Raw genomic sequence first — 26,618 nt, 5'->3', positions numbered from 1 at the left:
GACAGATCTGGTCATAAGCTTGTTACTGGATCCACTTCAGCCTCCAGTGGATTCGGGTGCGAACGGAAACGGGCCCTGGGAAGCGGCATTGCCGCCAACCAGGGCCCAACCGTTTAATTCCAGAGCCAGACCGTTCAAATCCCGGGCGCAGCCGGGAGCAGGTTCCCTCCCGAACGCCCGAGTTAGGCCGCCCGAACTACGCCTCGCGCTCCACCACTGCGTCGGCGAACGCCGCGAGCGACTGCTTGACGACCCCCTCGGGCAACGGCGCGAGCGCGGCCTTCGCTGCGCCAGCCCACTCGCGCGCCGCGGCCCACGACTCGGTCGTCACAGGATGGGCGCTCAACGCCTCGACGGCCTCGGCGAGGGCCTCGTCGCTCGAGAGGTCGCCGTCGATGAGCCGAAGCACCTCGCGCGCCGATTCGTCGCCGCCGTCGGCTGCCCGGCGGAGGAGCAGCACGGGCAGGGTGGGCACGCCTTCCCGCAGGTCGGTCCCTGCAGACTTCCCAGAGGTCCCCTTCCCACCGGTCACGTCGATGACGTCGTCGGCCAGCTGGAACGCGACCCCCACGTTCTCGCCGTACTTGACCAGCACATGCTCGAACTCGTCGGGCGCACCGGAGAAAATCGCCCCCAACTGCCCGGAGGCCGCGATGAGCGAGCCGGTCTTGTCGGCGAGCACTGAGAGGTAGTGCTCCACGGGATCCTGATCCTCACGCGGCCCCACGGTCTCGTGGAGCTGGCCGAGGCATAGCCGCTCGAACGTCCGGGCCTGGATCGAGAGGGCGCGCCCGCCGAGCTCGGAGACGAGGATCGAGGCCCGCGCGAAGATGAGGTCGCCGGTAAGGATCGCCACGGTGTTGCCCCATACCTCGTGGGCGGTGGGAGCGCCGCGGCGGTAGGGGGCCGAATCCATCACGTCGTCGTGATACAGGGTTGCGAGATGCGTGAGCTCGACGACGGCCGCGGCCTGCAGGACCTCGGGCCGCGTCCAGTCCCCGAGGTGCGAGCACAGGAGCGTGAGCAGGGGCCGGATCCGCTTGCCGCCGGCCTCGACGAGATGCCGGCTCGTCGCGTCCGCGAGAGGGTCGGAGTTGGAGATGGCCTCGCGCAGGCGCTTCTCGACCCGGGCCATGCTCGTCATGATCGCAGGGCCGAGGTCGGGGTCGCCCGCAATCGCGGCGAATCCGGCGGGCAGCTGGATCCCGGCGGCGATCGCCGTCGTGGTCGGGGCCGGCTCGACGCTCTCGCGGCTGCCGTGCCCCGCTTGGGTCCAGCTGTGTTCAGTGTTCGTCACGGGTCAAGCCTAACTATTGCGAGTTCTTGGTTGCGGGCGTCAGCGACTCGAGCACGCGGATGGCTCGGTCCTCAAGCCCTCCCCCGCGCGGTTCGGTGAGGTTCGCGAGCAGGCGGACGACGACGCGCATGAGCGCCGGGACCGGCATCCCGGTGCGCAGCGCGAGCCGCATGACGGCGGGACGTCCGATGAGCGCCGCGAACGTGCGGCCAAGCGTGAAGTGGCTTCCCCACTGCTCGCGCACCTGGTCCGCATAGGCGCGGAGGCGACGGTCGACGTCGCCCTCCGCCGGCCGCGGGCGCCCCGCCGAGCGCTGGGCTGCCGCGGCGTCGACGAGGAACTGGGCCGCGTAGCGGCCCGACTCCATGGCATAGCTGATGCCCTCGCCGTTGAAGGGGCTCACCATCCCGCCCGCGTCGCCGAGGAGCGCCATTCCGGGGACCACGTGGGGCGTCCGATTGAAGCCCATGGGGAGCGCGGCGCCGCGGATGGGCCCGACCTGGTTCGATTCCGTGAAGCCCCATTCGTCCGGCATCGAGGCGGTCCAGTCGCGGAGCACCTGCCGGTAGTCGAGCTTGCCGAACTCCTTCGACGAGTTCAGGATGCCGAGACCGACGTTGGAGGTCCCGTCGCCCACTCCGAAAACCCACCCGTACCCGGGCAGGGGCTTGCCGTCGCGGCCGGGGAGCTCGAGCCAGCCCTCCATCCAGTCGTCTTCGTGACGCGGACTGCGGAAATACGTGCGGTAGGCGACGCCGAGAGGGCGGTCGTCGCGTTTTGCAAGGCCGCGTGAGACGGCGGCGCGCGTCGAGTTTCCGTCGGCGGCGAGGACGACGTCGGCACGGAAGTCGCGGGTCTCCCCCGTCTTCTTGCCCTCCTCGTCGAGGAGTTGTGCACGGGCACCGACGACGCGCCCGCCGTCGTCCGTGAGCACCTCGGTGACGCTGTGCCCCTCGAGGATCGCCGCGCCTGCCGCTTGGGCATGGCGGGCGAGCTCCTCGTCGAACCCGAGCCGGGTGCGGATGAGGCCGTAGTCCGGGAACTCTCCGCCCGTGGGCCAAGGCAGTTCGAGCGTGCGCCCGCCAGCGATGAGCCGCAGGCCGCGATTGCGCCGCCACCCGTCCGCCTCGCTGTGGGGAAGTCCAAGGAGCTGGATCTCACGCACGGCGCGGGGCGTGAGGCCGTCCCCGCAGACCTTCTCGCGCGGGAACCGGGTCTTCTCGAGCACGGTCACGCGGACGCCGGAGCGCGCAAGGTAGTGCGCGGCGGTCGAGCCGGCCGGGCCGGCGCCGACGATCAGGACCTCCATGCGCCCCTCAGCCCGCCGCGCGCCGGGCGCGCCGGATCTTCTCGACCGGGCCGGACTGCGCCGCAGCGGGGAAAGGCTTCGTGGCGCGGTGCACGGCCACGATGCCGCCGGAAAGGTTCCGGTACTCGACGTTCTCCCAGCCGTCCTCACCGATCCAGTCGGCGAGGTGGTCCTGGTCGGGCCAGGCGCGGATCGATTCGGCGAGGTACACGTAGGCGTCCGGGTTGGAGGAGGCCTTTCGCGCGATCGGGGGCAGCGCGCGCATGAGGTACTCGAGGTACATGGTGCGCCACATCGGGTTGACGGGCGAGGAGAACTCGGCGACCACGAGCTTCCCTCCCGGCTTCGTCACGCGCAGCATCTCCTGGAGGGCCCGGTGAGGGTCGCTCACGTTGCGCAGCCCGAACGAGATGGTGACGGCGTCGAACGAGCTGTCCGCGAACGGCAGCCGCGTCGCGTCGCCCGCGATGAAGTCGATGTCCGGGCGGCGGCGTTTGCCCACGCGGAGCATGCCGAGTGAGAAATCGCACGCGACGACCTCGACCCCGGCGTCGGCGTAGGGCTCGGCGGAGGTGCCGGTTCCAGCGGCGAGGTCGAGGATGCGCTGTCCGGGCTTCGCCCCCACGGCGTCGAAGACGACCTTGCGCCACCGGCGCGTCTGGCCGAGCGAGAGCAGGTCATTGACGACGTCGTAGCGGGGCGCCACATCGTCGAACATGCTCGCCACGTCGCCGGGAACCTTCTGAAGCGATGCCCTCTTGCCTGTGCTCACCCGGCCCATTCTGCCAAACTTCCGCCGACCCTCCGGACGCCGCCGCCCACAACCCTCCTTCTTCAGAAGCGCAGCAGCACCTTCGACGAACCCGTGCCCCTGTCCCCCGCGACCCGGAACGCCTCGGCTGCCTCTTCGACAGGGAATTCGTGCGTGAGCATCGGCTCGAGGTCGAGGCCCTCGGCGAGGTACTCGAGCGCGGTCGAGATCTCGTCCACAAAACGGAACGATCCGCGGTAGTCGATCTCGCGGAAGACGAGCTCGGCAAGCGAGACCCCGAGCTCCCCCGCGGGAAGGTTCCCGACCTGGACCACGATCCCGCCGCGCTTCACGGCGCGGAGAACGCCCGTGACGGCGACGGGCGCGCCCGAGGCCTCGAAGACGATGTCGGTCTCGGGCAGCTTCCCACCCTCGGCGAGGTTGACGACGTCGTCCGCACCCATTTGGCGGGCAATGGCGAGGGATCCCGCGGCGAGGTCGCTCGCGATGACGCGGCCGGCGCCGGCCTTCCGCGCGGCCGCGACAACGAGGGCGCCGATCGGCCCCGCGCCGTTGACGAGGACCGTCTTGCCCTCGATCGAGCCGGCGCGGCGCACGGCGTGGATGGCGACGCCGAGCGGCTCGGCCGCGGCGGCGAGGCGCGTGCTCACGCCCTCGGGCACGGCACGAAGCTGGGTCGCGGGAACCACGGTGAGGGCGGCGAAGGCGCCTTCGGTGTGTGGGTGATAGGCGGCCGAACCGAGGTGGTGGACGTTGCCGCACAGGTTCGGGCGGCCGGACGTGCAGAACTCGCACTCGCCGCACACGATCGCGGGATGGATCGCCACGGCTTGGCCCACCTCGAAGCCGGTCACCTCAGAGCCGAGGGCTGCGACGCGGCCAGCGACCTCGTGGCCGAGGACCATGGGGTCCTTGAGGATGCTCAGGCCGGCCGCCCCGTGCTTGACGTAGTGCAGGTCGCTTCCGCAGATCCCGCCGTACTCGATCGCGACGAGGGCCTCCCGGGGGCCGGGCTCGCGGGGCTCGACGGGGTCGAGTCGCAGATCACCGGCAGCGTGGACGACGACGGCCAGACTCATGGGGTTCCTCCTGAGGGGTGGGGTGGCTTCCCCCATTCAATCACTGCCATACCAGTCTTGTCGATCGAGCACCGCCTCAACCGGGCCGTGGCCCGCCTAATGTTGGACGCATGGCCCCGTCCCTCCCCGGCGCGCCGGCGTCGTCGGCCGCGCGCCCGCCGTCGAACCGCGACCTCGCCTACGAGCACATCCGCGACCTCATCGTGCGCGGCGACGAACCCCCAGGCGCCCTCCTGAGCGAGAACGATCTGGCCCTCCGGCTCGACCTCAGCCGCACCCCCGTGCGCGAGGCCCTCCTCCTGCTCTCCCAAGAGGGACTCGTTGACATCCGCCCCCAGCGCGGGAGCTACGTCTCGCTCATCGACCCCGACATGGTCCGGCAGGCCCAGTTCGTCCGCGAAGCCATCGAGGTTGCCTCGCTCGAGGCGTGCATCGAGAATTGGACGCCCGAACAGGGCGCCGAGATCGAGGAGCTCCTCGCGGCGCAGGCTTCGTGCACGACGAGGGAGGACTTCTACCCCCTCGACGAGCAGTTCCACCGGACGCTCCTGGCGATCGCGGGCCACGAGTCCGCCTGGACGGCGGTGCAGAGCGCGAAGGGCCACCTCGATCGGGCACGGTATTTGGGGCTGAGCGGATACCGGTCCATCGGCGAGTACGCGGCGGACCACCGCCGCCTGCACGAGGCCGTGGCACAGGGCAATCTGGAGGCAGCCCGCGACGAACTCCGCGCCCACCTCCGCTTCGTCCTCGACGACCTCGAGCAGATCCAGGCTGCGCGGCCCGAGCTCTTCCGGGCACCCTCCGGGCCTGAGCGGCGCCCGGCACGGCCGGCCCGCAGGCCAGCGCGTACGCTTGACCCATCATGAGCTCCCCTTTGCGCGCCCTCACCGTTGATCTGGGCCCTGTGGAAGCGAGCAGCACCTTCGACGACCTCGCGAGCGCGCTCAACCGGCCTGAGGCCCTGTGCTGGGTCCGCCGGGGGGAGGGCCATCTCGGGTTCGGCGAGGCGGCGCGCTTCACCACGACCGGGCCGGACCGATTCATCGAGGCCGAGGCCTGGTGGAAGCAGTTCACCCTCGACGCCGAGGTCGAGGACCCGCTGCAGCACCCGGGAACGGGCCCTCTCGCCTTCGGCTCGTTCGCGTTCTCGAAGACTTCCGATTACGCCTCGCGGCTCGTGGTGCCCGAGGTCGTCGTCGGCATCCGGGCCGGCCGCGCGTGGGCCACCCAGCTCACCGCCGACGGTCGGCGGCCCTCGGAGCGCGAGCTGCGGGCCGCCGTCGGACGCTGGACCTCCAAGGGCGAGCCTCCGGCGTCGAACGGCACTCATCTCAGGGTGCGGCCCGGGCGGCTCGGCGAGCAGCGCTGGATGGGCGCGGTCGCGTCCGGGGTACGGCACATCCGTGCGGGCGAGCTCGAGAAGCTCGTGCTCGCGCGGGATGTCCTGGTCGAGGACGACGGCGGGATCCCCCGCGAGCGCGTGCTGCGGCGCCTGGCGTCGGCGTACCGGGACTGCTGGGTCTACGGGGTCGACGGGCTGGTCGGCGCGACGCCCGAGATGCTGATCCAGGTCGAGGGGCGCACGGCGCAGGCGCGCGTGCTTGCCGGGACCCTCGACCGGCGCGAGGCCGACGGCGCTGGACCGGGCTATGCGGAGCGCGTCCTCGCGGGCTCGCCGAAGCAGCGGCACGAACATCAGATCGCGATCGAGTCGCTCACCACCGCCCTCGAACCGTTCTCCGAAGCGCTCAACGCCCACGACGAGCCGTTCATCCTCGAACTGCCGAACGTGTTCCATCTCGCCTCGGACGTCAAGGCGGAGCTCGCCGAGATCGAGGGGCACGTTCCGACGCCGCTCGCGCTCGTCAACGCTCTGCACCCGACCGCGGCCGTGTGCGGGACGCCCACCAAGGTCGCCGGAGACCTCATCCTGGAGCTCGAGGAGCTCGATCGGGGCCCCTACGCGGGGCCGGTCGGATGGCTCGACGGCGCGGGCAACGGCGAGTTCGGCATCGCCCTGCGGGGCGGCGTCCTCGAGGGCACGACGGCGGCGCGCCTCTACGCCGGCTGCGGGATCGTCGAGGGATCGCTGCCCGAGGCCGAGCTCGCCGAGACGTGGGCGAAGTTCCGCCCGATGCTGGAGGCGCTCGGCGTCGAACGCTGAAGCCCTCGGCGTCGAACGCTGAGGCGCCCCTGTCCGGGGTCCCAGAAGATTCCGTTTCCAACCGGCTTGCGCCGGAGCCTCTTTCGTTGTCCAATTGGGAAACGAAAGTTGCATGTGATGCACATCTCACCACCTCCGAAAGGCGGTAGGATGGACGTCGCTCTAGCACCTGACTGCCAGTACCTCCAAGTAAGGGAAGACATATGACTTTCTCCGCGAAGCTCGCCGCCAAGGGCGCGGTGGTCCTCGCCGTCAGCGCACTCGCACTGACGGCCTGCACCAACGCATCCGAACAAGGCGGGGGCGCCCAGCCCAGCAACTCGGGCTCGGCTGCCGCCAGCTTCGACCCCACCACGGTGCAGAAGGACGATTCGCTGGCGTCCCAGGTGCCCGCCGCGATCAAGTCCAAGGGCACGCTCACCGTCGGCTCTGACACGACGTACGCGCCGGCCGAATTCCTGGGGGGCTCGGACAATCACACTCCGATGGGCTACGACGTCGACTTCGCCAAGGCCATCGCGGCGACGCTCGGCCTCAAGGCGGACGTCCAGACGGCCGACTTCACGGGCATCCTCCCCGCCCTCGGCCCGAAGTACGACCTGGGCATCAGCTCCTTCACCATCACCAACGAACGCCTCAAGGCGGTCAACTTCGTGAGCTACTTCAACGCGGGCGTCGCGTGGGCAGTGCAGAAGGGCAACCCGAAGAACTTCTCGGTCAGCGATGTGTGTGGGAAGACGGTCGGCGTCCAGACCGGCACGACCGAGGCTGACGAGGTGAAGGCGCTCAGCGACAAGTGCACCTCCTCGGGCAAGCAGGCGATCAACATCGTCTCCCTCGCGGCGCAGACGGACCTCAACACCCGCCTCGTCAACGGGGCCCTCGATGCGATGTCGGCGGATTCGCCCGTCATCAGCTACGCGATCCAGCAGACCAACGGCGCGCTCGAGAAGGTCGGCGACACGACCGAGATGGCCCCTGAGGGCATCGCGGTCGCCAAGAGCGACACCGCCCTTGCCGACCTCGTCCAGAAGGTGATGACCAAGCTCATCTCCGACGGCTCCTACAAGAAGATCCTCGACACTTGGAACAACGCCGACGGCGCCGTCACCAAGTCCGAGGTCAACCCGTCCGTCTCCTCGTGACTGTCATGACTGCTCGTCAGGCGGAGACCACCGAAGCCGCAAAGGGCGGCGCACCGGAACTGATCAAGGCGGTTCCGGTGCGCCACCCCGGCAGGTGGGTCGCAGCCGCCATCATCCTGATCCTCGCCGCGCTGGCCGTTCAGAGCCTCGCGACCAACCCCCGCTTCCGCTGGGGCACGGTCGCTGCGTACATCATGGACGTCAACGTCGTCCGCGGCGTCGGCTGGACCCTGCTGCTGACCGTCCTGTCGATGCTCCTGGCGATCATCCTCGCCATCGTGCTCGCCTTCATGCGCCAGTCGGACAACCCGATCCTGCGCTGGTCGGCCTGGTTCTGGGTCTGGTTCTTCCGCGGAACCCCCGTCTACACGCAGCTGATCTTCTGGGGCCTGGTCACCGTGCTCTACCCGGCGATCTCCCTGGGCATCCCGTTCGGTCCGCAGCTGGCCACCTACGTGCTCAGCGACCCGACGAAGGGCTTCGTCCCCGCCGTCCTCGGCCTGGGCCTGAACGAGTCCGCCTACCTCGCCGAGATCTTCCGCGCAGGCCTCAAGTCGGTGGACAAGGGCCAGGTCGAGGCCGCCGAGGCTCTGGGCATGCGCGGGACCAAGGTCATGTGGCGCATTGTCCTCCCGCAGGCCATGCGCGTCATCGTGCCCCCGACGGGGAACGAGACCATCGGCATGCTCAAGACCACCTCGCTGGTCCTGGCCGTGCCCTTCACCCTCGACCTGACGTTTGTCACGAACGCCCTGGCCAACCGCACCTACCAGCCGATCCCGCTGCTGATCGTCGCGGCCGCCTGGTACCTGCTGGTCACGAGCATCCTCATGGTCGGCCAGCACTACATCGAGAAGTACTACGGCAAGGGCGTGGACAACCTCGTCCCCGCCCCCGTCAACGCCGCGGCGGCCAAGGCCGCCGCAGCCGGCATCCCCGCAGGCTCGGACACCGGCACCGGGAACACCATCCCGGGCGGTCCCACCGCGGCCGGCACCAGCATCGAGGAGAGCGGCCGATGAGCACCCCAGCCCAGACGAGCCCGAACAGCCAGCCCGTCTCCGCCCCCTCATCCCTGCGGGGCGCCAAGGACCTCGTCCGGATCGAGGGCGTGCACAAGTACTTCGGCGAGCACCACGTCCTGCGCGGGATCGACATGACCGTCAAGCAGGGCGAGGTCTCTGTCCTCATCGGCCCCTCCGGCTCGGGCAAGTCCACACTCCTGCGCTGCGTGAACCACCTCGAGACCATCAGCGCCGGGCGGATCTGGGTCAAGGACGAGCTCATCGGCTACAAGGAGAAGGGCGGCAAGCTCCACGAGCTGCACGTGAAGGAGGTCGCCGCACAGCGCCGCAATATCGGCATGGTGTTCCAGCGCTTCAACCTCTTCGGCCACAAGACGGCCCTCGAGAACGTCATGGAGGCCCCCGTCCAGGTCAAGGGCCAGGACAAGGCCACCGCGAAGAAGCGCGCCCTCGAACTCCTGGACCGGGTTGGGCTCTCCGACCGGGCCAAGCACTATCCGGCCCAGCTCTCCGGCGGCCAGCAGCAGCGCGTGGCAATCGCCCGCGCCCTGGCCATGGATCCCGAGCTCATGCTCTTCGACGAGCCCACCTCGGCTCTGGACCCCGAACTCGTCGGCGACGTCCTCAACGTCATGAAGGACCTCGCCAAGTCCGGCATGACCATGGTCGTCGTCACCCACGAGATCGGGTTCGCCCGCGAGGTCGGGGACACCCTGACCTTCATGGACGGCGGCGTCGTCGTCGAATCCGGCAACCCCCGTGACGTCATCGCCAACCCGCGGCAGGAGCGCACTAGGGAATTCCTCAGCAAGGTCCTCTGACGGGATCTGACCCCTCGAACAGCGAGATCTGGCCACTCGTCGGCAACCCCGACGAGTGGCCACTTCTCTTTCGACGAGTGGCCACTTCTCTTCCGACGAGTGGCCACTTCTCTCTCGACGAGTGGCCAGATCTCGCAGGCTGCAAGAGTCAAGACAGCTTCTCGCCGATAAGACGCCTTCTGGGCGTCTCGTCCGTAACCGGTCCGCGGCCGAGAGTATCCGTACCCGAGACGCCCCCAGAGACGAGTATCCGTACCCGAAACGCCTCCAGGGACGATTATCTGTACCCGAAACGGTGCTGGGGGGCGACCGAATCCGTGACCGCCGCACGCAGCCGTTCGTGCAGCCCCCGCAGCCCGGACCGATCGACGCGCGCCTCGATGATCTCCCGTCCCCCCGCCCGGGGCGCGGCGAGCGCAGCGGTGGCCTCCGCCGTCGTGCGCACTGCTGTGTGCCGGACGCCGTAGGCCGCGGCGAGCGCACGGAGGTCGACCTTGTGTGGGGTGCCGAAGAGGCGTTCGACGGCGGCGCCGGCACCCGGGCGGCCCTCGTCGCCACCCACGCGACCGTGCTCAAGGAGCCCGAAGATCGCCCCACCCGCGTCGTTGAGCACGACGATACGGAGCGACGGCTCGGCCTCGCCGACGCCGAGCAGCAAGCCGCCGGCGTCGTGGAGGAACGTGAGGTCGCCGAGGAAGAGCGTGGTCTCGAGGCGGTTGCCGAGCCAGAGCCCGGTCGCAGTCGAGAGTGTTCCGTCGATGCCAGAGAGGCCGCGGTTGGCGAAAACGCGGGCGCCGGGCTCGGGGCAGGGCGGGGCGGCGAGGTCCACGTCCCGGATGCCGTTCGAGGAGCCGAGCAGGAGCTGCCCCCGCGCGTGCTGCCACACGAGCTGCGCGAGCTTCGGCCCCGAGAGCGGGGCGGCTGCGAGGAGCCGGTCGACGGCCTCCTGAGCGCTCGCGCCGGCAAGCAGCCACGTGTCGAGCCACCCGTCCGCCCCACGGCCGGCGAAGTCGGAGAGCTCGTCGAGGTCCGCGACGAGCCGCTCGCGCCTGCGCCCTTCCTCGAACCACGCGGCGGGCCGCGGATGGTACAGGGCCGTCTCGACGCCCTCGCGGGCGAGCAGCGCCGTCACAGGCCGGCTCAGCGTGGGCCGGCCGAACAGCACGACGCGCTCGATCCCGTCGCCCGGGTGCCCGTCGAGCAGCACTCGGTAGGGTCCGACGGCGTGCGAGCCGAAGCGCGCGTTCGACGACGGCTCGGCCAGGAGCGGGAGCCCGTGCGCGGCCGCGAAGGCCTCGGCGAGCGGCCCCGCCCCGTGCCCGGCGAGGACCACGGTCCGGCGCGGCGGAAGACCTCCCAGCGCCGCGACTGCCGGACGGCGGTACGCAAATCCCTCGGTCGGCGGCTGCTGCCACCCCGCGGTTGCCGGCTCCCACTCCCCGGCGGGAACGAGTGGATCCCGGAAGCACACGTTGATCTGGACGGGCCCCGAGGGCACACCGGGCAGCAGCCCGGAGGCGGCGCTGAGCGCGGTCCGCACGGCCGACGACGGCGACTCCCCCGCCGTGACCGAGGTCGCGAAACGCACGTGCTCGCCGAAGAGGTCGAGCTGCTCGGTCGTCTGGTTCGCCCCGGTGCCATGGAGTTCGGCAGGGCGGTCGGCGGAGAGGACTATCAGGGGGACCTCGGCATGGTTCGCCTCCATCACGGCCGGCAGCAGATTCCCGACGGCCGTGCCGCTCGTGGTGACCACCGCCGTCGGACGCCCTGAGGAGAGCGCGGCGCCGAGCGCCGTGAAGCCGCCGACGCGCTCGTCGATGCGGACGACAAGCTCGAGCAGGCCACGGCCCTCCGCCTCGGCGAGCGCGTAGGCGAGCGGCGCGCTCCGCGATCCGGGGCAGACCACTACGCGACGGACGCCGCCCGCGAGGAGTCCGGACACCACTTCGCGGGCGGCGTCGAGGGAGCCGAGGGAAGTCACAGATCCATCGTAGGCTCGGGCGGCGGCTGCGCGCGGTCGTAGACGAGCAGCCCGTCGTCGCGCAACCGGGCGCCGGCGCTCGGGCGGTGCTCGGCGAGGCGGCCGTCATGGGCCAGATGGAGCACGCGAGCGTGGCGCGCGAGGACGGCGAAGTCGGCGATGATCCTCCGGTGGCAGCGCCACCACACGGACTCACTGCACATGACGGTGGTGCGGAGACCGGCGGCCTGCACCAGCAGCTCGTCCATGGCCTGGATGAAGTCGGGATTGCGGGTGTAGCCCGCGTAGCCGCGGAAGGACGCGTTCTCCCAGAAGACGTCGGGCGAGTCCGGGGCCGCCTTCCGGAACCCGCCGAGGCGCCGCTCCCAGCGATACTCGATCCCCGCGTCCGGGAGCCCAGCCCTGCAGCATCTCGCGTCCCACGTCGGGATTGCGGCGGCTCCCGGGCGCCGTCCGCACATCCACGACACTCTCCATCCCCGCGCCGTGCAGCAGCGGGGCCAGCGTCTCGCGCCCAGCGGTCCCGTGGCCGAAGGTCAGCAGCGTCACCGGCTCGTGCTCCATGATGTGAGTATGCGTGACGAGCCCACAACGGAAGCGCAGGACTTTCCCGCCGTGACGGCACAGCGTTTGGAGGCAATCCCAGAGTTGGACGACGCCGTGGCCACCTGCCGGGCCTGCCCTCGGCTCGTGGCGTGGCGCGAAGAAACGGCGCGGACCAAGCGCGCTGCCTTCCGGGACTGGGACTACTGGGCGCGGCCCGTGCCGGGATTCGGGCCGCCCGATGCCCGGCTCGCGATTGTCGGACTCGCGCCTGCCGCGCACGGCGGGAACCGGACAGGCCGCGCCTTCACAGGCGACCCGTCCGGCGACGCCCTCTACGCAGCGCTGCACGACCTCGGCCTGGCCTCACAGCCGACCTCGGCCCGCCGTGGCGACGGCTTGGAGCTCTACGGCGTGCGCATCACCATGCCGGTGCACTGCGCCCCGCCGGACAACCGCCCCACGACCGCCGAACGCGACACGTGCCGCCCTTGGCTCACGCGCGAGCTGGAACTCCTGCGGCCGAGCCTGCGGGCGATTGTGGTGCTCGGCGGGTTCGGCTGGCAGTCGCTGCTGCCGGTGATGGCCGACGGCGGGTGGCGGGTGCCGCGGCCCCGACCGGCTTTCGGGCACGGCTCCGAGGCGATCATTCCCAGCCCAGAGGGCGACGGAGACGTGCACCTGATCGGCTGCTACCACCCCAGCCAGCGGAACATGTTCACTCGGACCCTGACCCCGGCCATGCTCCGCGAGGTGCTTGGCCGGGGCGCCGAGGTGGCAGGGCTTCAGATCGGTTGACCCGGGGGACTACTTCCTCGCGTGCTGTGCCGGCAGCACCTGCACGATGGCGGGCCGGGGCGCGCGTACGGCTCCGGCCGGAATGGGTTTGCCAGCGGAGGCTAGTGCCGGGACGTAATCCGGGAAGTACGAGTACGGCGTCTCGAACGTGCCATCCTCGCCGGGGTGCTGGACGGCCACGAAGACGTGCCGCTCGGCGTCGCGCACCACCGGCCCGCAGGTCTCGGCGTCGCGCGGGACGGACAGGAACTGCTCGACCTTGCCGCGCTCCGGCCCTTCGAGCGTCACGCGGAAGAGGCCGTCGTTGAAGCCGATCGAGCTCGGCGCCCCGTCGGTCGCGAGCCACATGAAGCCGGCCGAGTCGAACGCGACGTTGTCCGGGCACGAGATGGGCGAGACGTTGTCCGCGGGGTAGCCCGCGAAGTACGTCGACTTGTTGACCGCCGGGTCGCCGCATACGAGCAGGAGGTTCCAAGAGAACGTCGTCGCGGTCTGATCGCCGCCGTCCTCGGTGATCTCCACGATGTGGCCGTCGCGGTTCTGCCGGCGCGGGTTCGCCTCGTCCGCAGGTGCGTTCGAGCCGACCCCGCGGTTCGAGTTGTTCGTGCAGACCACGTAGACCTTGCCGGACTCCGGGTGCGGTTCAACGTCCTCACACCGGTCCATCTTGGTCGCGCCTGCCGCGTCCGCGGCGAGGCGCGTGTAGACGAGCACCTGCTCGACGCTCATTCCGGGCACGGCGGACTTGCCGTCGACGACGAGCGGGAGCCACTCGCCCCGGCCGTCGAAGGAGCCGTCCGAGGGCAGCTTGCCGCTGCCGTCGATCTCGGACGACGGCGAGTTCCCGGCGAAGCGGGCGACGTACAGGTTCCCTTCGGCGAGCAGCGTCTTGTTGTGCTCGCGGTCGGCCTTGCTGGTACCGGCGCGATAGGTCCCCTTCGAGACGAACTTGTAGAGGTAGTCGAAGCGCTCGTCGTCGCCCGAGTAGGCGACAACTCGGCCGTTCGCGGCAACCCGCACGTTCGCCCCCTCGTGCTTGAAGCGCCCGAGCGCGGTGTGCTTCTTCGGCGTCGACGTCGGGTCCATGGGATCGATCTCGACGATCCAGCCGAAGCGGTTGGATTCGTTCGCGTAGTCCGGGTTCCGGGTGTCGAAGCGGGCGTCGTCGAGCTCCCACAGCCTGGTCGTGGGCTTGTCGTTGAGCCCGTAGCGCTTGTCCTCCTTCGAGGTGGCCGCCGCCCTGAAGTACCCGTTGAAGTTCTCCTCGCCCGAAAGCACGGTGCCCCACGGCGTCGTGCCTCCAGAGCAGTTGCCGAGGGTGCCGCGGACGGTGCGGCCTGCTTGGGCCTTGGGGTCGCCCGGGTTCGTCAGGAGTGCGGAGCCTGCGGCTGGACCAGTGAACTCGTACAGCGTGTCGATGAGGTACCGACGGTTGAGGGGTGCGCCCTTGACGTACCGCCACGCCTGGTTCTTGTTCTGCCGCTCGAGCTCGACGACGCTCAGGCCGTGGGCGGCGCGGGCGACGGCGCGCGTCCCGGCCGCGTCCGACGCCAGCTGGGCAGCGGAGAACATGATCCCCTCGTTCGTGTACTCGTGGTTCGTGACGAGCACCGCGCGCTTTCCGGCGGAGCCCGGGAGCTCAAGGATGTCCGTGTAGTCGTTGTTGTAGCCGAACTGCCGCGCCTGGGCGGCGGCGGTCTGCGACTCAAGGTTGAAGTCGGGGCTGTCGTGGAAGAGCCCGTCTCCCCATCGGATGATCGGGCGCCACACGTAGCCCTTGGGCACCGTCAGCTCGTCGACTAGCTTGTCGACCGGGCGGATGGGAGTGAAGTCGAGCTTGGACTTCGGGATCGTGGGCTGGGGCAGCTTTGCGGCGGGGGCGGACGACGACGACGCCTCCGCCCGCCCGGCAGGCTGGCCGCCGGTGAAGGCGAGTGTGAGGGCGCTCGCGAGGCCGAGGCCAAGCGCCGAACGACGCGAGAGTTCGTTCGAGACGACGTCTCGGAAGTAGCCGTTGGACGAGGTGTTGCAGACCTCGCCGAGGCACGCGTTGTCGCATTTGAGCGCACACGTCACGGCACTGCGCTTGCCGCGGACGTGGTCGAGCATGGGCAGGAGGGGGCGGCGGGGAGTGTTCATGACCGCATCCCACCAGTCACAGAGAAAACACGGGTAGTTTTCAGGTTAATTTCAGGAAAACATGCCTGCGGAGACTGTCGGAGGGCCGTGGCAGACTGGCGCCATGCCGGATACCGCCGAACACCGTCGCCTTTCCGAGTCGCCCGAGGACTCGGATCCGTGGCGCCTCTGGGGCCCATACCTCGCCGGTCGCCAATGGGGGACCGTCCGCGAGGATTACTCCGCGGATGGAAACGCCTGGGACTTCTTCCCTTTCGACCACGCCCATCGGCGCGCCTACCGGTGGGGTGAGGACGGCATTGCGGGGCTGTGCGACCGCTTCGGCTTCCTCAATCTCGGCATAGCGCTCTGGAACGGGAAGGACGATCGCCTCAAGGAGCGCTACTTCGGACTGACGAACGGCCAGGGCAACCACGGCGAGGATGTCAAGGAGCACTGGTGGCATCTGGACGCGACCCCGACCCATTCCTGGGCCAAAACCCTGTACCGCTACCCGCAGGCCGCCTACCCCTACGAGGAGCTCGTCCGCGTCAACGGCTCTCGTTCCCGCACCGAACCGGAGTACGAGCTGGCCGACACGGGTGTCCTCGCTGACAACCGGTTCTTCGACATCGAGACGGTGCATGCGAAGGCCTCGCCTGACGACGTGTGCGTCACGATCACGGCCACCAATCACGGGCCGGAATCCGCACCGCTCGACCTCGTCGCCCAGCTGTGGTTCCGGAACACGTGGGCGTGGGGCCGCGACGATCGCCGCCCCCACATCCGGCGCCTGCGCGCGCCCGAACTCTCGCCCGCCGGCGTCGTGGCCGTCGAGGCGACCCACGGGTTCCTCGGAAGGTATGTGCTTGCCGCCGAGGCTGCTAGCTCCACTTCCGGCGCACCTGCCCCCGAGGTGCTGTTCTGCGACAACGAGAGCAACAACGTCGAGCTCTTCGGTGCGCCGTCGAACCCGTCACCGTACCCGAAGGACGCCCTCGACGCCGCGATCGTCCGGGGCGACCGCTCGCTGCTCAACCCTGCCGAGGAGGGTACGAAGGCTGCCATCCGCTGGCACTTCCCGGCCATCGCCTCCGGAGCGAGTGTGACGGTTCGGTTGCGCCTCACCGGCGAGGCGCTCCCCCTCGACCCGTTCGGCGTCGGGTTCGACGACGTGCTGGAGGACCGGGAACGCGAGGCGGACGAATTCTATGCGGCCGTTGTCCCGCAGGATCCGGCGCCGTCCGCAGGCGAGGACGCTCTTGTGGCCCGCCGCGCCTTCGCCGGGCTCCTGTGGGGCAAGCAGCATTACCGTTACTCGGTGCGTGAGTGGCTCGAGGGAGACCCTGCCTTCCCCGCGCCTCCGCCCGACCGGGAGTCGGCGTGGGGCCGCAACAGCGGCTGGCGGCATCTGGCGCTCGCCGACATCATCTCGATGCCCGACGAGTGGGAGTACCCATGGTTCGCGTCGTGGGACCTCGCGTTCCACTGCGTCGCGCTTGCCCACATCGACCCGGACTTCGCGAAGAACCAGCTCGTGCTGCTGTGTCGTGAGTGGGCAATGCACCCGGACGGGCAGCTCCCCGCGTACGAGTGGGCGTTCGGGGATGTCAATCCGCCCGTCCACGTCTGGGCGGCCTGGCAGGTCTACTGCATCGACGGCTCACGGGACAACGACTTCCTCACGCGGGTGTTCGCCAAGCTGCTCCTGAACTTCTCGTGGTGGGTCAACCGCAAGGACGCCGACGGTTCGAACCTGTTCGAGGGCGGCTTCCTCGGCATGGACAACATCGGGGCCTTCGACCGGTCGAAGGGCCTCCCGCCCGGTCATCGGCTCGAGCAGTCGGACGCGACGAGCTGGATGGGCTTCTACTGCCTCACCATGATGCGCATCGCCCTCGAACTCGCTCGCGAAGACCGCGTCTGGGACGATCTCGCCACAAAGTTCCTCGAGCATTACCTCACGATCGCTCAGGCTATGAACACGTTCGGAAGCGGCGGAGTGTCCCTTTGGGACGAACAGGACGGCTTCTTCTACGACGTGCTGCTGGGCGAGGACGGGCGTCAGGAACGGCTCCCGATCCGCAGCATGGTGGGCCTGCTCCCGCTCCTCGGTGTCGCGGTGACGCCTGACTGGGCCGTCAGGGAGCTCCCCGACTTCGCCCAGAACCTTCATTGGCTCCAGCGCCATCGGGAAGACGAGATGGGCGCCCTGCTGAGGGAGACGGATGGGGCTACACCCGAAGGAACGGAGCCAACCCGGCTCACGTTCGCGGTCCTGCACGACGAACGCCTCGTGCGCGTGCTTGCACGGCTCCTCGACGAGGGCGAGTTCCTCTCGCCGTATGGCCTCCGCTCGCTGTCGGCAGCGTACCGCGAGCCGTTCACGGTCGACGTCGCGGGCCAGCCCATGAGCATCACGTATCTCCCCGGCGAGTCCGACTCAGGGCTGTTCGGCGGCAACTCGAATTGGCGCGGCCCAGTGTGGTTCCCGGTCAACGTCCTCGTCGCGGACGCCCTCGCGGTCTACGCAGAGGGCTCCGGGGCCAGGGTCACCGTGGACTTCCCGACGGGCTCGGGCGTGAAGCTGGCGCTCGGAGACGTCGCACGGGAGCTCGAAGAGCGTCTCGTGCGGCTCTTCCGCCCCGACGCGAACGGCCGCCGCCCGAGCACGCCGCGGCATCACCCGTCGGGCCCTCTCTGGGATGCGCACCCAACGTTCAGCGAGTACTTCCACGGAGACACAGGGGCCGGGATCGGCGCGTCGCACCAGACCGGGTGGACCGCCCTCGTGGCGCACCTCATCTGCCGGCGCTGGATTATCCCCTAGCCGGCCAGCACCGCTCCTAGCCGGCCAGCACCGCCCCTAGCCAACCAACACCGAATAGCACCGTCGCAGCCGATCGAGCCACCAGTCGCGGCGCTCACCGCTGGCCGCATGCTGAGCGAGCAGTTCCGGATCCGGCACGACGTCGCCCGCCGACACCGGGGCGACGGGCAGGACGCCGCCGTGGGGCACCAAGGGCGAGCGCGCGACGTCGTACGCAAACAGCGCTCCGGTGCCGAGGCCGCACGCGTGGGGAAGCTCCGGGAGCGCGGCGGCGAGGGCGACTCCGGCGGCGAGGCCCACGGAGGTGTCCAGCGCAGAGCTGACGACGGCGGGGAGGCCCGCCTCGCGGACAATGCCGAGCGCGCGGCGCACGCCCCCAAGGGGTGCGGCCTTGACGACAATGAGGTCAGCGGCGCCGGCCCGGGCGACGCGCAGGGGGTCCTCAGCCTTGCGGACGCTCTCGTCGGCAGCAATGGGCACGCGCAGTCCTGACGCGGCGAGCCGTGACCTGACCGCCGCGAGCCCTTCGATCCCCGCCGCTGGCTGCTCGGCGTATTCGAGGCCGAACGGCGCGAGGGCGGTCAGGGCCTCGACCGCCTCGTCCACGGTCCAGGCCGCGTTCGCGTCGACGCGCACGGCCGCGCGCGGGAGAGCTTCGCGGACGGCGGCGACGCGCGCGACGTCGTCCGCGAGGGACTGCCCGCGCTCGGCGACCTTGACCTTGACGGCAGACACGACGCCGTACTTGGCGAGGATCTCGGGCACGCGCTCGGCACTGACGGCGGGTACGGTCCCGTTCACCGGGACGGTCTCGCGGACGGCCTCGGGGAAGCCCTCCCATGCCGCCTCGATGGCTGAAGCGAGCCAACGCGAGGACTCGACGTCGTCGTACTCGAGGAAGGGAGCGAACTCGCCCCAGCCAGCCGGGCCGCGCACCAGGAGGGCCTCACGCTCGAGGACCCCGCGGAACTTGACGGTCAGGGGCAGGCGGACGACGACGGCGCTCGCCTCGAGCTCGGCGAGGGGCGGGAGCGGGAGCGGCAACGCGGGGCTCATGCGGCGACCCGCAGGACGAGCCAGGCCGCGGCTCCGCTAAGCCCGATGACGGCGGCGAACAGCAGGAGCCAGACCGCCGCGGGAACTCCCGTCTTCCGGGACAGGATGAACGCGTCCGAGCTCCCGAGCTCGCGGCGGCGGCTCGTGTGGACCGAAACGAGGTTCCACCAGTCCCGCACCGCGCCGAGCACGAGGGCGACTCCGGCCCCGAGGGCGAGCTGGCCCTGGAGATCCGGCGGGACAGCGACGACGAGAATCCCGACCACGAAAATGGCTCCCAGCAGGATGAGTGCGCCCTGGAGGTTCCGGATGAAGAGGAACGTGAGCACGAGCACGACGACCGTGGCCGAAAGCGCCGCGCGCCCCCACCCCTGCGACGAGGCCCATACGAGGCCCGCTCCCACAACGGCAGGCGTGGGGTAGCCCCAGAAGCCGAACCACACGGCCCGTCCGCGCCCCATCCCGAGCGTCGTCCCGCCCTGATCCATCCGGAGGGTGATCCCGGTGACGCGCATGCCGGTCGTGAGCCCAGCGAAGGCGTGGCCGAGCTCGTGCACGATCGTCACGAAGCGGCCGAAGAACCGCCAGAGCACGGGGACGACGCACAGGGCCGCCGCCCCGACGAGCAGCCACACCAGCTCGTAGCCGGGGACAGTGAGCGGGTCGGTGCGCGTGAAGCCGTTGACGAAGTCCGTCCACCATTCCTGAAGCACGTCCTCGACCCTATCGGAGCGTGCTGGGAAGAGATGAACAGGGGCGTGTGCGACCCTTGATGGCATGGTTTCCACCCAGGAGAACGTCGGCACGTCCGCTTCGGCACGGCAAGCGGCCTCGGTCCGCGAGGTCGTGGCGGGACCGGGTCTGTTCCTCGTTGCGTCCTTCGCCTCAGCGATCGGCGTCTTGGGAACCTACTGGTTCTTCGTCCGCACCACGACCGGCCAGTACATCGACGAATCGGCCCTCGACGAGGCGGTCGCGGTCTATGGCAAGGCGACCAAGGCCGCCCTCGGCTTCCTCGACGCGCTGCCGATAATCGCCGTCGTCATTGGGATTGGGGGCCTCCTCTACGCGGCGATCGTGAAGCGACGGTGGCAGGGCGCGCTCATCGCATTCGCCGGGGCCGGGCTCGCCAACATCCTCACACAAGTGCTCAAGGCCTACGTCTTCACGCGCCCTTTCCGAGGAATCCAGACGATCATGGAGAATTCGCTCCCATCGGGGCATACGACGGCGGCGGCCTCCGCGGCTGCTGCCGTCTTCCTCGTGTGCTCGCCCGCGAGGCGTCCCTTTGTCGCCTTTGCAGGCACGACGTTCGCCGTGGCGGCGGGCGCGGCGACGCTCGTCAACCAGTGGCATCGGCCAGCAGATGTCATCGCCGCATTCCTTGTGGTCTCAGCCTGCATGGCGCCAGCCGGTTGGCTCGTGCTCAGGACGGGGGCGCGATGGAACACGTGGGACGGCTTCGGCAGCACGTGGACGTCGTCTCGCGCCTGGCTCATGCTTCCCCTGCTCGTGGGCCTCGCCGCAACGGCTCTCGCGGTCGTGATGCTGGTCCGCATCTCACCCGGCTCCGGGGTCGTCAGCACGACGAACTACTTCTGGACAGGGCTCTCTCTCGTAGTGATCAGCGGGTACCTTCTCGGCATCGCGGCAACGTGGCTGTTCGCGGTCGCAGTCCGGCGGAACCGTCCCGAGGCATAGCGGAGGTTCCGCGACCTGGACGGCCGTTGCGCTTGATGGCAGCGAAGGCTAACCTTCACTCATCCAGTCATTGGATAAACCCTCATGGGACCAATCCGGGGCGACACGGCTGCTATTGGGGGCAGCCGTGCTGCCCGGTTCGGTCAGCGGTAACCGTCGACGATCGCTGCGGCGATCTCCTTGTAGGCCCGGCGAGTCTCCGGGCGAACGGCCTCGAGCGAGACAAGATCGCCGTCAGCCACGGCCTTGTCGTGGGGAACGCTGATGAGCATGCGGCACATCCCCGCGAGGGCGGCCTCGATCGCGGCTTTGTCGACGCGGGCCGAGACATCGTCCTTGTCGGTCACGACGACGATCGCCTCCTTCGCGAGGTGCTCGAAGCCGTGTGCGGAGAGCCAGAGGAGGGTATCGCGCGCCCGCTTGGCTCCACTCACCGCGAAGCCAGCCGCGACGACGATGTTGTCCGCGTGCTCGAGGATCCCGCGCATCGCGGGGCGGCTGACTCCCGTACCGCAGTCCGTCAGCGTCACGCCGTAGTGGCGGGAGACGAGCGAGTAGACGCGTTCGTAGTCCTCGGCACGGAGCGAGTCGGAGAGGTCCGGGTCCTGCTCACCGGCCAGCAGCCGCAGGCTCCGGACCTCGTGCAGGTAGGCGTCGAGCGCGACCCTCGAATCGTTGTCGCCGAGTTCGCGGAGCAGCCTCGTGATCGTGAGCTGGCGCTCGGATTCGTACGCGCCTTCGCCGAGGGCTCGCTCGATGAGGTCACCCGCGTCTGGATTCGCGTCGATTGCGCACACGCTCCCCGAGCGGACGCTTGCGAGGGTGAGGCCGACGCCGACCGTCGTCGAAGTCTTTCCGACGCCGCCCTTCATCGAGAGCAGAGCGGTGTTGCGGCTGCCCTCAAGACGACGGCGGATGCGCCGGTTGAGCTCGGCCTCCTCGCGTTCAGCGGGCGACGGGCCAAGATTCAAGGCGCCGCCCGTGAGGCGGTACAGCCAGCCGCGGAAGCCGCCGCGCGGTGGGGCTGCCTGGGACGGCTTGATGAAGCCCGCCGGCTGTTCGGTCTGGGACGGCGCGGGCGGGTTCGGCGAGGGCGCCGGCTCCTGCTCTCGCTCAACAGGCGCCGGCTCCTGCTCCCGCTCAACCGGCGCCGGCTCCTGCTCTCGCTCAACAGGCGCCGGCTCCGGCTCCCGCTCAACCGGCGCGGGCACAACAGGCGCGGGCTCAAACAGTACCGGCTCAGCCACAGGGGCTCCCGTTTGGGCGAGTGTGGGCTCGACCTCGTCGTGGGCGCGAGCAGCCTGCGCCGCCTCCTCGGCCTCGCGCAGGCGGCGCAGCTCTCGCCGCGTCAGAGGGACGGGTGGCGCGGAGGGGGCGGAAGCACCGTCGTCGTCTGTGCGCTGCTGCGTTCCGTCGTCGGCCATCCCGCCCCTTTCGTACCTGCCCCGCAGGCCACTCTAGTGCAGGCTGCTGGCCGCCTTGAGTCGGCTGATGAACAGTCGGGACTGCTCCGGGCCGTAGGGAAGGATCGGAATGGCCTTCGTCGCGTCGTTCGGCGACTCGCGCGTCGCCTGCCGCGCGGAGCGGACAGCCGTGGCCATGGTCTCGGCCATCGTCCGCACGGCGACGTCCGTGCAGAGCGCGCCGTGGCCCGGCACGAGGTGCTCATAGCGGTGGCGCAACGCGGAGATGTGCCGCAGCACGTCGGCCCAGTCCTCGGGGTAGGCGTCTCCGAATTCAGGGTAGGCGCCCTCTTCGACGAGGTCCCCCGTGAAGAGGGTCGTAGAGGTCCCGACGAGGATGTCGCCATCCGTGTGGCCGCGGCCGAGGTAGAACAGCGTGACGGACTGGCCGCCGAGGTCCACGAGCACGGGCTGGTCGCGCACGATGGCCTGGGGCACCACGATTTCGGTGTGATCCCCGTGCCCCTCAGCCATCTCAGGCTCGCGGGCGCCGGCCTCGGCTCTGGCGACCTCGGCACGGGCTTCCTCCCCGTGCGTCGCGATCGTGAAGGCCGCGTTCTCATGCGCCCAGAACTCCGTCACTCCGGCCGCCGCGAACACAGCGTTGCCGAAGTAGTGGTCGTAGTGGGCGTGTGTGTTCACGACGACGAGGGGCAGCTCCGTCTTCTCACGCACCGCGTCGAGAATCAGGCGCGCCTGCCGCGGCCCCTCCCCCGTATCCACCACCAGGGCGCGCTCATTGCCGATCACGAGGCCGATGTTCAGTCGAAGGGGCTCGAGGCTCAGCCAGTAGGTCTCGCCGCCGAGGTCGCGCCAGGGAGCCATAGCAGACTGTTCATCCATACGCCGTACGTCCTTACTTCTACGCTGTTCGGGCAGGTTCGTGCGTTCGATTCTGCCATGGCCCTCAGAGGTCGGCGAGAATGCTGCCCGGATGTTCGACGGCGTCGGCGACGAACCGCAGGAAGCCTCCGGCAGTTCCTCCGTCGCAGACGCGGTGGTCGAACACGAGCGTCAGCTGCACGACCTTCCGCACGGCGAGCTGGCCTTCCACTGCCCAAGGACGGTCGAGGATCCGGCCCACACCGAGGATCGCGGCCTCCGGATAGTTGATGATCGCGGCGCTGCCGTCCACGCCGAAGACACCGTAGTTGTTGAGCGTGAAAGTGCTTCCGGACAGGTCGCTGGGCGCGGCCTTGCCGTCCCGCGCGAGAGCGGCAAGACGACGGAGCTCGGCGTCGAGGGCTCTGGCGCTCATGCCGTGGGCGCCGCGGATGTTCGGCACGACGAGCCCGCGTTGGGTCTGTGCCGCAAAGCCGAGGTTCACGCCGTCGAACGCGACGATCTCCTGGCTCCCGTCCTCCGCGGTCTCAACCCTCGTGTTGAGCTCGGGATACTTCGCAAGCCCGGCGAGGGCGAAGCGCGCGATGAACGCGAGAAGGCTCGGTGCCCGCTCAGGCTCGCGCCGCTTGAGGTCCTCTCGAAGGGCCACTAGCTCGGTTGCATCGACGTCGACCCACACCGTGGCCTCTGGAATTTCAGTGCGGCTGCGGGACATCGCCTGCGCGACAGCCTTGCGAATGCCCCGGACCGGAGTCCGCGATGCAATCGGGAGGCCGGTGGAGGGGTCCGTCGCGGACGTGGGCGTCGCTGAAGCCACTCCTGCGGCCGCTCTGGTCTGGCCGGCCTGCCCTGTCTCGGCTGCATGCCCTTCTGCCTGGGCAACCAAATTCACGTCGCGTCGCATGATGAGCCCGTCGGGGCCCGATCCCTTGATCGAGTGGAGGTCGACGCCGAGCTCGCGGGCGAACTTGCGGACGAGCGGGGACACGACCCTGAGCGCCTGCTGGGGCGCCGATTCGACTGACTCCGGGCGGACTCCGTTCGAGGGCGGCGCAGCCTGGCCCTTGCGCCGGCGCTTCCGACCCTGGGTCGCCGCCTCGGAAGTTCCGTAGCCGATCAGGACGTTCCCAGACCCGGCGCTCTTGCCGGCGTCGTCGATGCTGATGAGGGGGCGCCCGACGTCGACCGTCTGCCCGGGCTCCCCATGGAGCACGGCGACCACACCGGCATAGGGCGAGGGCACCTCGACCACGGCCTTCGCAGTTTCAACCTCGACCACGGGCTGATCGACGGCGACCGAGTCGCCGACGGCGACGAGCCACCGGACGAGCTCGGCCTCCGTGAGACCCTCGCCGAGATCGGGCAGCAGGAATTCCCGCGTCATAGTCATCAGTCCTCCCACTGGAGATCGTCGAGGGCGTCGAGGATTCGGTCGACGCTCGGCAGATACCAGTGCTCGAGCTTGGGCGGCGGGAACGGGATGTCGAAACCGGCCACGCGGCGCACGGGCGCGGCGAGCGAATGGAAGCAGCGCTCCTGCACCCGCGCGACGATCTCCGACGAGACCGATGCGAAGCTCTGCGCCTCGGCCACAACCACTGCGCGTCCCGTCTTGCGCACGGACGCAACGAGGGTCTCGTCGTCGAACGGGACGATGGTCCGCAGGTCAATGACCTCGACCGAGCGGCCCTCGGCGGCCGCGGCCTCAGCGGCAGCGAGTGCGGGTGGAACGGCGGGGCCGTACGCGATGAGGGTTGCGTCGGTTCCGGGGCGGGCGACGACGGCGCGCCCCTCAGCCTTGCCGGCACCCTCAGACAAGTCGGCGCGGGAGACAGCTTCGAACTCGCTGCGCAGCGCTGCGAGGTCCACGGCTTCCTTCGACCAGTACAGCTTCTTGGGCTCCATTAAGACGACCGGGTCATCGCTCGCTATGGCTTCGCGGAGGAGCCGGTAGGCGTCCGCGACCGTCGCGGGAGTGAAGACCTTCAGGCCTGGTGTGTGGGCGTAGTAGGCCTCGGAGGAGTCGCAGTGGTGCTCGACACCTCCGATCCCACCCGCGTAGGGAACCCGGATGACCATCGGCAGGCGGACATGGCCTCGGGTCCGGTTGTGCATCTTCGCCACATGGCTCGCGATCTGCTCGAACGCGGGGTAGGCGAACGCGTCGAACTGCATCTCGACAATCGGGCGCATCCCATTCATGGCCATCCCGAGAGCCATGCCGACGATCCCTGACTCGGCCAGAGGCGTGTCGAAACAGCGCTTCTCTCCGAATTCGGCCATGAGCCCGTCGGTGATGCGGAAGACGCCCCCCAGCTTGGCGACGTCCTCGCCGAAGACGACGACGGCGTCGTCCGCGCGCAGAGCGTCCGCCATCGCGGTGGTGAGGGCTTTCGCGAAGGTCACGGCCTCCGGTCCGCTGCTTTCTTGGGCGTTCGCCCCCGCTCGTGCGGCGGCGGCCTCGGCAACCGTGCTCATCAGTGCTCCTCTCGCGGCTGGTCGTCGCGCGCCAGCTCGTCCGCCAGGAAGGCGGCCTGCTCCCGGAGCTGCGGCGTGGGTTCGGTGAAGACATGGCGGAACAGCTCTTGCGGGTCGAGGATCGGCTCCGCGCTGAGTCCGTCGCGGAGCTGCTGGGCAACATCCTCGGCGTCACCGGCGAAGGCCGATTCGACGTCGTCCGTCAGCACGCCCGTCGTTCGAAGGTACTGCCGCATCCGATTGAGCGGGTCCTTGGCGGCCCACGCCTCGACCTCCGCCTGTTGGCGGTACCGCGTCGCATCGTCGGCGTTGGTGTGAGCCTGCATGCGGTACGTGTTGGCTTCGACGAGGAGAGGCCCCGAACCTGAACGGGCTAGAGTGACGGCACGATCGAGGACGGCCAGGAGGGCCACCATGTCGTTGCCGTCGACCCTCTCCCCCGCCATCCCATAGCCCACGGCCTTGTGTGCGAGCGACGGTGCGACAGTCTGGTGCGCGAGTGGCACCGAGATCGCATATTGGTTGTTCTGGACGAAGAAGACAACCGGGAGGTGGAAGACGGCTGCGAAGTTGAGCGCTTCGTGAAAATCGCCTTCGCTCGTCGCGCCGTCTCCGCACATCGCGAGCACCACGGTGTCCTCGCCGCGGAGCTTCGCGGCGTGGGCGACGCCGACGGCGTGGAGGAGCTGCGTAGTCAGGGGCGTGCTCTGGATGCCCACGTTGTGCTCGTGTGGGTCGTAGCCGCCGTGCCAGTCGCCTCGGAAGAGGGTCATGGCCTCGACGGGGTCCACGCCCCGGGTCATGACGGCGACGGCGTCGCGATAGGTGGGGAACATCCAGTCGCCCTCGCGGAGACAAAGAGCCGCGGAAACCTGGCAGGCTTCCTGGCCATGGCTCGACGGGTAGACCGCCAGCCGCCCCTGACGGACGAGCGCCGAGTTCTGATCGTTCACCCTCCGGCCGACGACGAGACGGCGATACGCCTCGAGCAGCTCGCTGTCGCTAGGGATCGGGTATTGGTGGCCGGGACTTGAACCACGTTGATCGTCCGGGAGGATCGTCCCGTCCTCGGACAGGATCTGGATCTGGCCGTGCACCGGGAGCATGTAGTCCTCGATGCTGATCCCGAAGCGCTTGATGGCCTCCTCGGCTTCAGCGGGAATCGTCATGATGCCTCCTCGCAGCATGTCCT

General features: G+C 69.5%; 22 protein-coding genes. 8 read left to right on the top strand and 14 right to left on the bottom strand.

Annotated elements, in window-relative coordinates; translation table 11 throughout:
- Positions 1-196: 196 nt before the first annotated feature.
- The 4 genes from L0M17_RS04115 to L0M17_RS04100 all read right to left on the bottom strand — a co-directional run bounded on the left by L0M17_RS04115 (position 197) and on the right by L0M17_RS04100 (position 4,457).
- On the bottom strand, positions 197-1,297 hold the full coding sequence (locus tag L0M17_RS04115; RefSeq protein ID WP_241051509.1) for a polyprenyl synthetase family protein: 1,101 nt from the start codon (positions 1,295-1,297) through the stop codon (positions 197-199).
- Positions 1,298-1,310: 13 nt separating this feature from the next.
- Positions 1,311-2,606 (bottom strand): geranylgeranyl reductase family protein, encoded by a 1,296-nt coding sequence (locus tag L0M17_RS04110; protein WP_241051508.1) that lies wholly within the window; start codon positions 2,604-2,606, stop codon positions 1,311-1,313.
- A 7-nt stretch (positions 2,607-2,613) separates the two neighbouring features.
- Positions 2,614-3,378, bottom strand: coding sequence for a demethylmenaquinone methyltransferase (locus tag L0M17_RS04105; RefSeq protein ID WP_308196807.1), 765 nt, complete (start codon positions 3,376-3,378; stop codon positions 2,614-2,616).
- A 62-nt stretch (positions 3,379-3,440) separates the two neighbouring features.
- Positions 3,441-4,457, bottom strand: coding sequence for an L-idonate 5-dehydrogenase (locus L0M17_RS04100; RefSeq protein ID WP_241051506.1), 1,017 nt, complete (start codon positions 4,455-4,457; stop codon positions 3,441-3,443).
- Between the two features lie 110 nt (positions 4,458-4,567).
- Here L0M17_RS04100 and L0M17_RS04095 point away from each other — a divergent pair, with 110 nt between their 5' ends.
- From L0M17_RS04095 to L0M17_RS04075, 5 genes are all read left to right on the top strand, one after another.
- Entirely contained in the window at positions 4,568-5,326 is a 759-nt protein-coding gene (locus tag L0M17_RS04095; protein ID WP_241051498.1) for a GntR family transcriptional regulator, read from the top strand.
- Positions 5,323-6,624, top strand: a complete 1,302-nt coding sequence (locus tag L0M17_RS04090) for an isochorismate synthase (protein ID WP_241051496.1) — start codon at positions 5,323-5,325, stop codon at positions 6,622-6,624. Before L0M17_RS04095 ends, L0M17_RS04090 begins: the two co-directional genes overlap by 4 nt.
- A 203-nt stretch (positions 6,625-6,827) precedes the next feature.
- Positions 6,828-7,769: an ABC transporter substrate-binding protein gene (locus tag L0M17_RS04085; protein ID WP_241051494.1), complete on the top strand. Its 942-nt coding sequence runs from the start codon at positions 6,828-6,830 to the stop codon at positions 7,767-7,769.
- A gap of 5 nt (positions 7,770-7,774) precedes the next feature.
- A complete protein-coding gene (locus L0M17_RS04080) occupies positions 7,775-8,791 on the top strand; it encodes an amino acid ABC transporter permease (protein WP_241051492.1) in 1,017 nt (338 codons plus the stop codon).
- Positions 8,788-9,615 carry an amino acid ABC transporter ATP-binding protein gene (locus L0M17_RS04075; protein WP_241051490.1) on the top strand — a complete coding sequence of 276 codons (828 nt, stop codon included), beginning with the start codon at positions 8,788-8,790 and terminating at the stop codon, positions 9,613-9,615. The genes L0M17_RS04080 and L0M17_RS04075 overlap by 4 nt, the downstream gene beginning before the upstream one ends.
- A 277-nt stretch (positions 9,616-9,892) precedes the next feature.
- Here L0M17_RS04075 and menD read toward each other — a convergent pair whose 3' ends face one another.
- On the bottom strand, positions 9,893-11,596 hold the full coding sequence (menD, locus tag L0M17_RS04070) for a 2-succinyl-5-enolpyruvyl-6-hydroxy-3-cyclohexene-1-carboxylic-acid synthase (RefSeq protein WP_241051488.1): 1,704 nt from the start codon (positions 11,594-11,596) through the stop codon (positions 9,893-9,895).
- On the bottom strand, positions 11,593-12,057 hold the full coding sequence (locus L0M17_RS04065) for a DUF488 domain-containing protein (RefSeq protein WP_241051487.1): 465 nt from the start codon (positions 12,055-12,057) through the stop codon (positions 11,593-11,595). Before L0M17_RS04065 ends, menD begins: the two co-directional genes overlap by 4 nt.
- 112 nt (positions 12,058-12,169) lie before the next feature.
- Between L0M17_RS04065 and L0M17_RS04060 the strand changes: the two genes are divergently transcribed.
- Entirely contained in the window at positions 12,170-12,937 is a 768-nt protein-coding gene (locus L0M17_RS04060; RefSeq protein WP_241051485.1) for a uracil-DNA glycosylase, read from the top strand.
- 9 nt (positions 12,938-12,946) lie between these two features.
- On the opposite strand, the gene L0M17_RS04055 is transcribed toward L0M17_RS04060, so the two are convergent.
- Positions 12,947-15,076, bottom strand: a complete 2,130-nt coding sequence (locus L0M17_RS04055) for a PhoX family protein (protein WP_241051483.1) — start codon at positions 15,074-15,076, stop codon at positions 12,947-12,949.
- Positions 15,077-15,179: 103 nt separating this feature from the next.
- Between L0M17_RS04055 and L0M17_RS04050 the strand changes: the two genes are divergently transcribed.
- A complete protein-coding gene (locus L0M17_RS04050) occupies positions 15,180-17,885 on the top strand; it encodes an MGH1-like glycoside hydrolase domain-containing protein (protein ID WP_241051478.1) in 2,706 nt (901 codons plus the stop codon).
- A gap of 36 nt (positions 17,886-17,921) precedes the next feature.
- Here the strand turns inward: L0M17_RS04050 and L0M17_RS04045 are convergent, their stop codons facing one another.
- Together L0M17_RS04045 and L0M17_RS04040 are read right to left on the bottom strand one after the other, a co-directional pair.
- Entirely contained in the window at positions 17,922-18,941 is a 1,020-nt protein-coding gene (locus L0M17_RS04045) for an o-succinylbenzoate synthase (RefSeq protein WP_241051476.1), read from the bottom strand.
- Positions 18,938-19,654, bottom strand: a complete 717-nt coding sequence (locus L0M17_RS04040; protein ID WP_241051475.1) for a M50 family metallopeptidase — start codon at positions 19,652-19,654, stop codon at positions 18,938-18,940. The genes L0M17_RS04045 and L0M17_RS04040 overlap by 4 nt, the downstream gene beginning before the upstream one ends.
- A 64-nt stretch (positions 19,655-19,718) precedes the next feature.
- On the opposite strand from L0M17_RS04040, the gene L0M17_RS04035 reads away from it, so the two are divergent.
- Positions 19,719-20,642: a phosphatase PAP2 family protein gene (locus L0M17_RS04035; RefSeq protein ID WP_241051474.1), complete on the top strand. Its 924-nt coding sequence runs from the start codon at positions 19,719-19,721 to the stop codon at positions 20,640-20,642.
- Between the two features lie 143 nt (positions 20,643-20,785).
- Here L0M17_RS04035 and L0M17_RS04030 read toward each other — a convergent pair whose 3' ends face one another.
- The 5 genes from L0M17_RS04030 to pdhA form a co-directional block, all read right to left on the bottom strand.
- Positions 20,786-22,066: a MinD/ParA family protein gene (locus L0M17_RS04030; protein WP_241051472.1), complete on the bottom strand. Its 1,281-nt coding sequence runs from the start codon at positions 22,064-22,066 to the stop codon at positions 20,786-20,788.
- Positions 22,067-22,099: 33 nt separating this feature from the next.
- A complete protein-coding gene (locus L0M17_RS04025; protein ID WP_241051470.1) occupies positions 22,100-22,948 on the bottom strand; it encodes an MBL fold metallo-hydrolase in 849 nt (282 codons plus the stop codon).
- Positions 22,949-23,012: 64 nt separating this feature from the next.
- A complete protein-coding gene (locus L0M17_RS04020) occupies positions 23,013-24,338 on the bottom strand; it encodes a dihydrolipoamide acetyltransferase family protein (protein ID WP_241051462.1) in 1,326 nt (441 codons plus the stop codon).
- Entirely contained in the window at positions 24,338-25,426 is a 1,089-nt protein-coding gene (locus L0M17_RS04015) for an alpha-ketoacid dehydrogenase subunit beta (RefSeq protein ID WP_241051460.1), read from the bottom strand. The genes L0M17_RS04020 and L0M17_RS04015 overlap by 1 nt, the downstream gene beginning before the upstream one ends.
- A complete protein-coding gene (pdhA, locus tag L0M17_RS04010; protein ID WP_241051458.1) occupies positions 25,426-26,595 on the bottom strand; it encodes a pyruvate dehydrogenase (acetyl-transferring) E1 component subunit alpha in 1,170 nt (389 codons plus the stop codon). The genes L0M17_RS04015 and pdhA overlap by 1 nt, the downstream gene beginning before the upstream one ends.
- Positions 26,596-26,618: the final 23 nt, after the last annotated feature.

Origin of the sequence: Sinomonas terrae (assembly GCF_022539255.1) — a bacterium.
In the GTDB taxonomy this organism is placed as follows: Bacteria; Actinomycetota; Actinomycetes; order Actinomycetales; family Micrococcaceae; genus Sinomonas; species Sinomonas terrae.
Note: the sequence above shows the minus strand (reverse complement) of the source record. Positions and strands in the feature narration are given on the sequence as shown.

Coding starts and splice junctions, on each gene's coding strand:
- L0M17_RS04110 (WP_241051508.1), bottom strand. CDS start 2,606: ATGGAGGTCCTGATCGTCGGCGCCGGCCCGGCCGGCTCGACCGCCGCG.
- L0M17_RS04100 (WP_241051506.1), bottom strand. CDS start 4,457: ATGAGTCTGGCCGTCGTCGTCCACGCTGCCGGTGATCTGCGACTCGAC.
- L0M17_RS04095 (WP_241051498.1), top strand. CDS start 4,568: ATGGCCCCGTCCCTCCCCGGCGCGCCGGCGTCGTCGGCCGCGCGCCCG.
- L0M17_RS04090 (WP_241051496.1), top strand. CDS start 5,323: ATGAGCTCCCCTTTGCGCGCCCTCACCGTTGATCTGGGCCCTGTGGAA.
- L0M17_RS04085 (WP_241051494.1), top strand. CDS start 6,828: ATGACTTTCTCCGCGAAGCTCGCCGCCAAGGGCGCGGTGGTCCTCGCC.
- L0M17_RS04080 (WP_241051492.1), top strand. CDS start 7,775: ATGACTGCTCGTCAGGCGGAGACCACCGAAGCCGCAAAGGGCGGCGCA.
- L0M17_RS04075 (WP_241051490.1), top strand. CDS start 8,788: ATGAGCACCCCAGCCCAGACGAGCCCGAACAGCCAGCCCGTCTCCGCC.
- L0M17_RS04065 (WP_241051487.1), bottom strand. CDS start 12,057: ATGTGCGGACGGCGCCCGGGAGCCGCCGCAATCCCGACGTGGGACGCG.
- L0M17_RS04060 (WP_241051485.1), top strand. CDS start 12,170: ATGCGTGACGAGCCCACAACGGAAGCGCAGGACTTTCCCGCCGTGACG.
- L0M17_RS04055 (WP_241051483.1), bottom strand. CDS start 15,076: ATGAACACTCCCCGCCGCCCCCTCCTGCCCATGCTCGACCACGTCCGC.
- L0M17_RS04050 (WP_241051478.1), top strand. CDS start 15,180: ATGCCGGATACCGCCGAACACCGTCGCCTTTCCGAGTCGCCCGAGGAC.
- L0M17_RS04045 (WP_241051476.1), bottom strand. CDS start 18,941: ATGAGCCCCGCGTTGCCGCTCCCGCTCCCGCCCCTCGCCGAGCTCGAG.
- L0M17_RS04035 (WP_241051474.1), top strand. CDS start 19,719: ATGGTTTCCACCCAGGAGAACGTCGGCACGTCCGCTTCGGCACGGCAA.
- L0M17_RS04030 (WP_241051472.1), bottom strand. CDS start 22,066: ATGGCCGACGACGGAACGCAGCAGCGCACAGACGACGACGGTGCTTCC.
- L0M17_RS04025 (WP_241051470.1), bottom strand. CDS start 22,948: ATGGATGAACAGTCTGCTATGGCTCCCTGGCGCGACCTCGGCGGCGAG.
- L0M17_RS04020 (WP_241051462.1), bottom strand. CDS start 24,338: ATGACTATGACGCGGGAATTCCTGCTGCCCGATCTCGGCGAGGGTCTC.
- L0M17_RS04015 (WP_241051460.1), bottom strand. CDS start 25,426: ATGAGCACGGTTGCCGAGGCCGCCGCCGCACGAGCGGGGGCGAACGCC.
- pdhA (WP_241051458.1), bottom strand. CDS start 26,595: ATGACGATTCCCGCTGAAGCCGAGGAGGCCATCAAGCGCTTCGGGATC.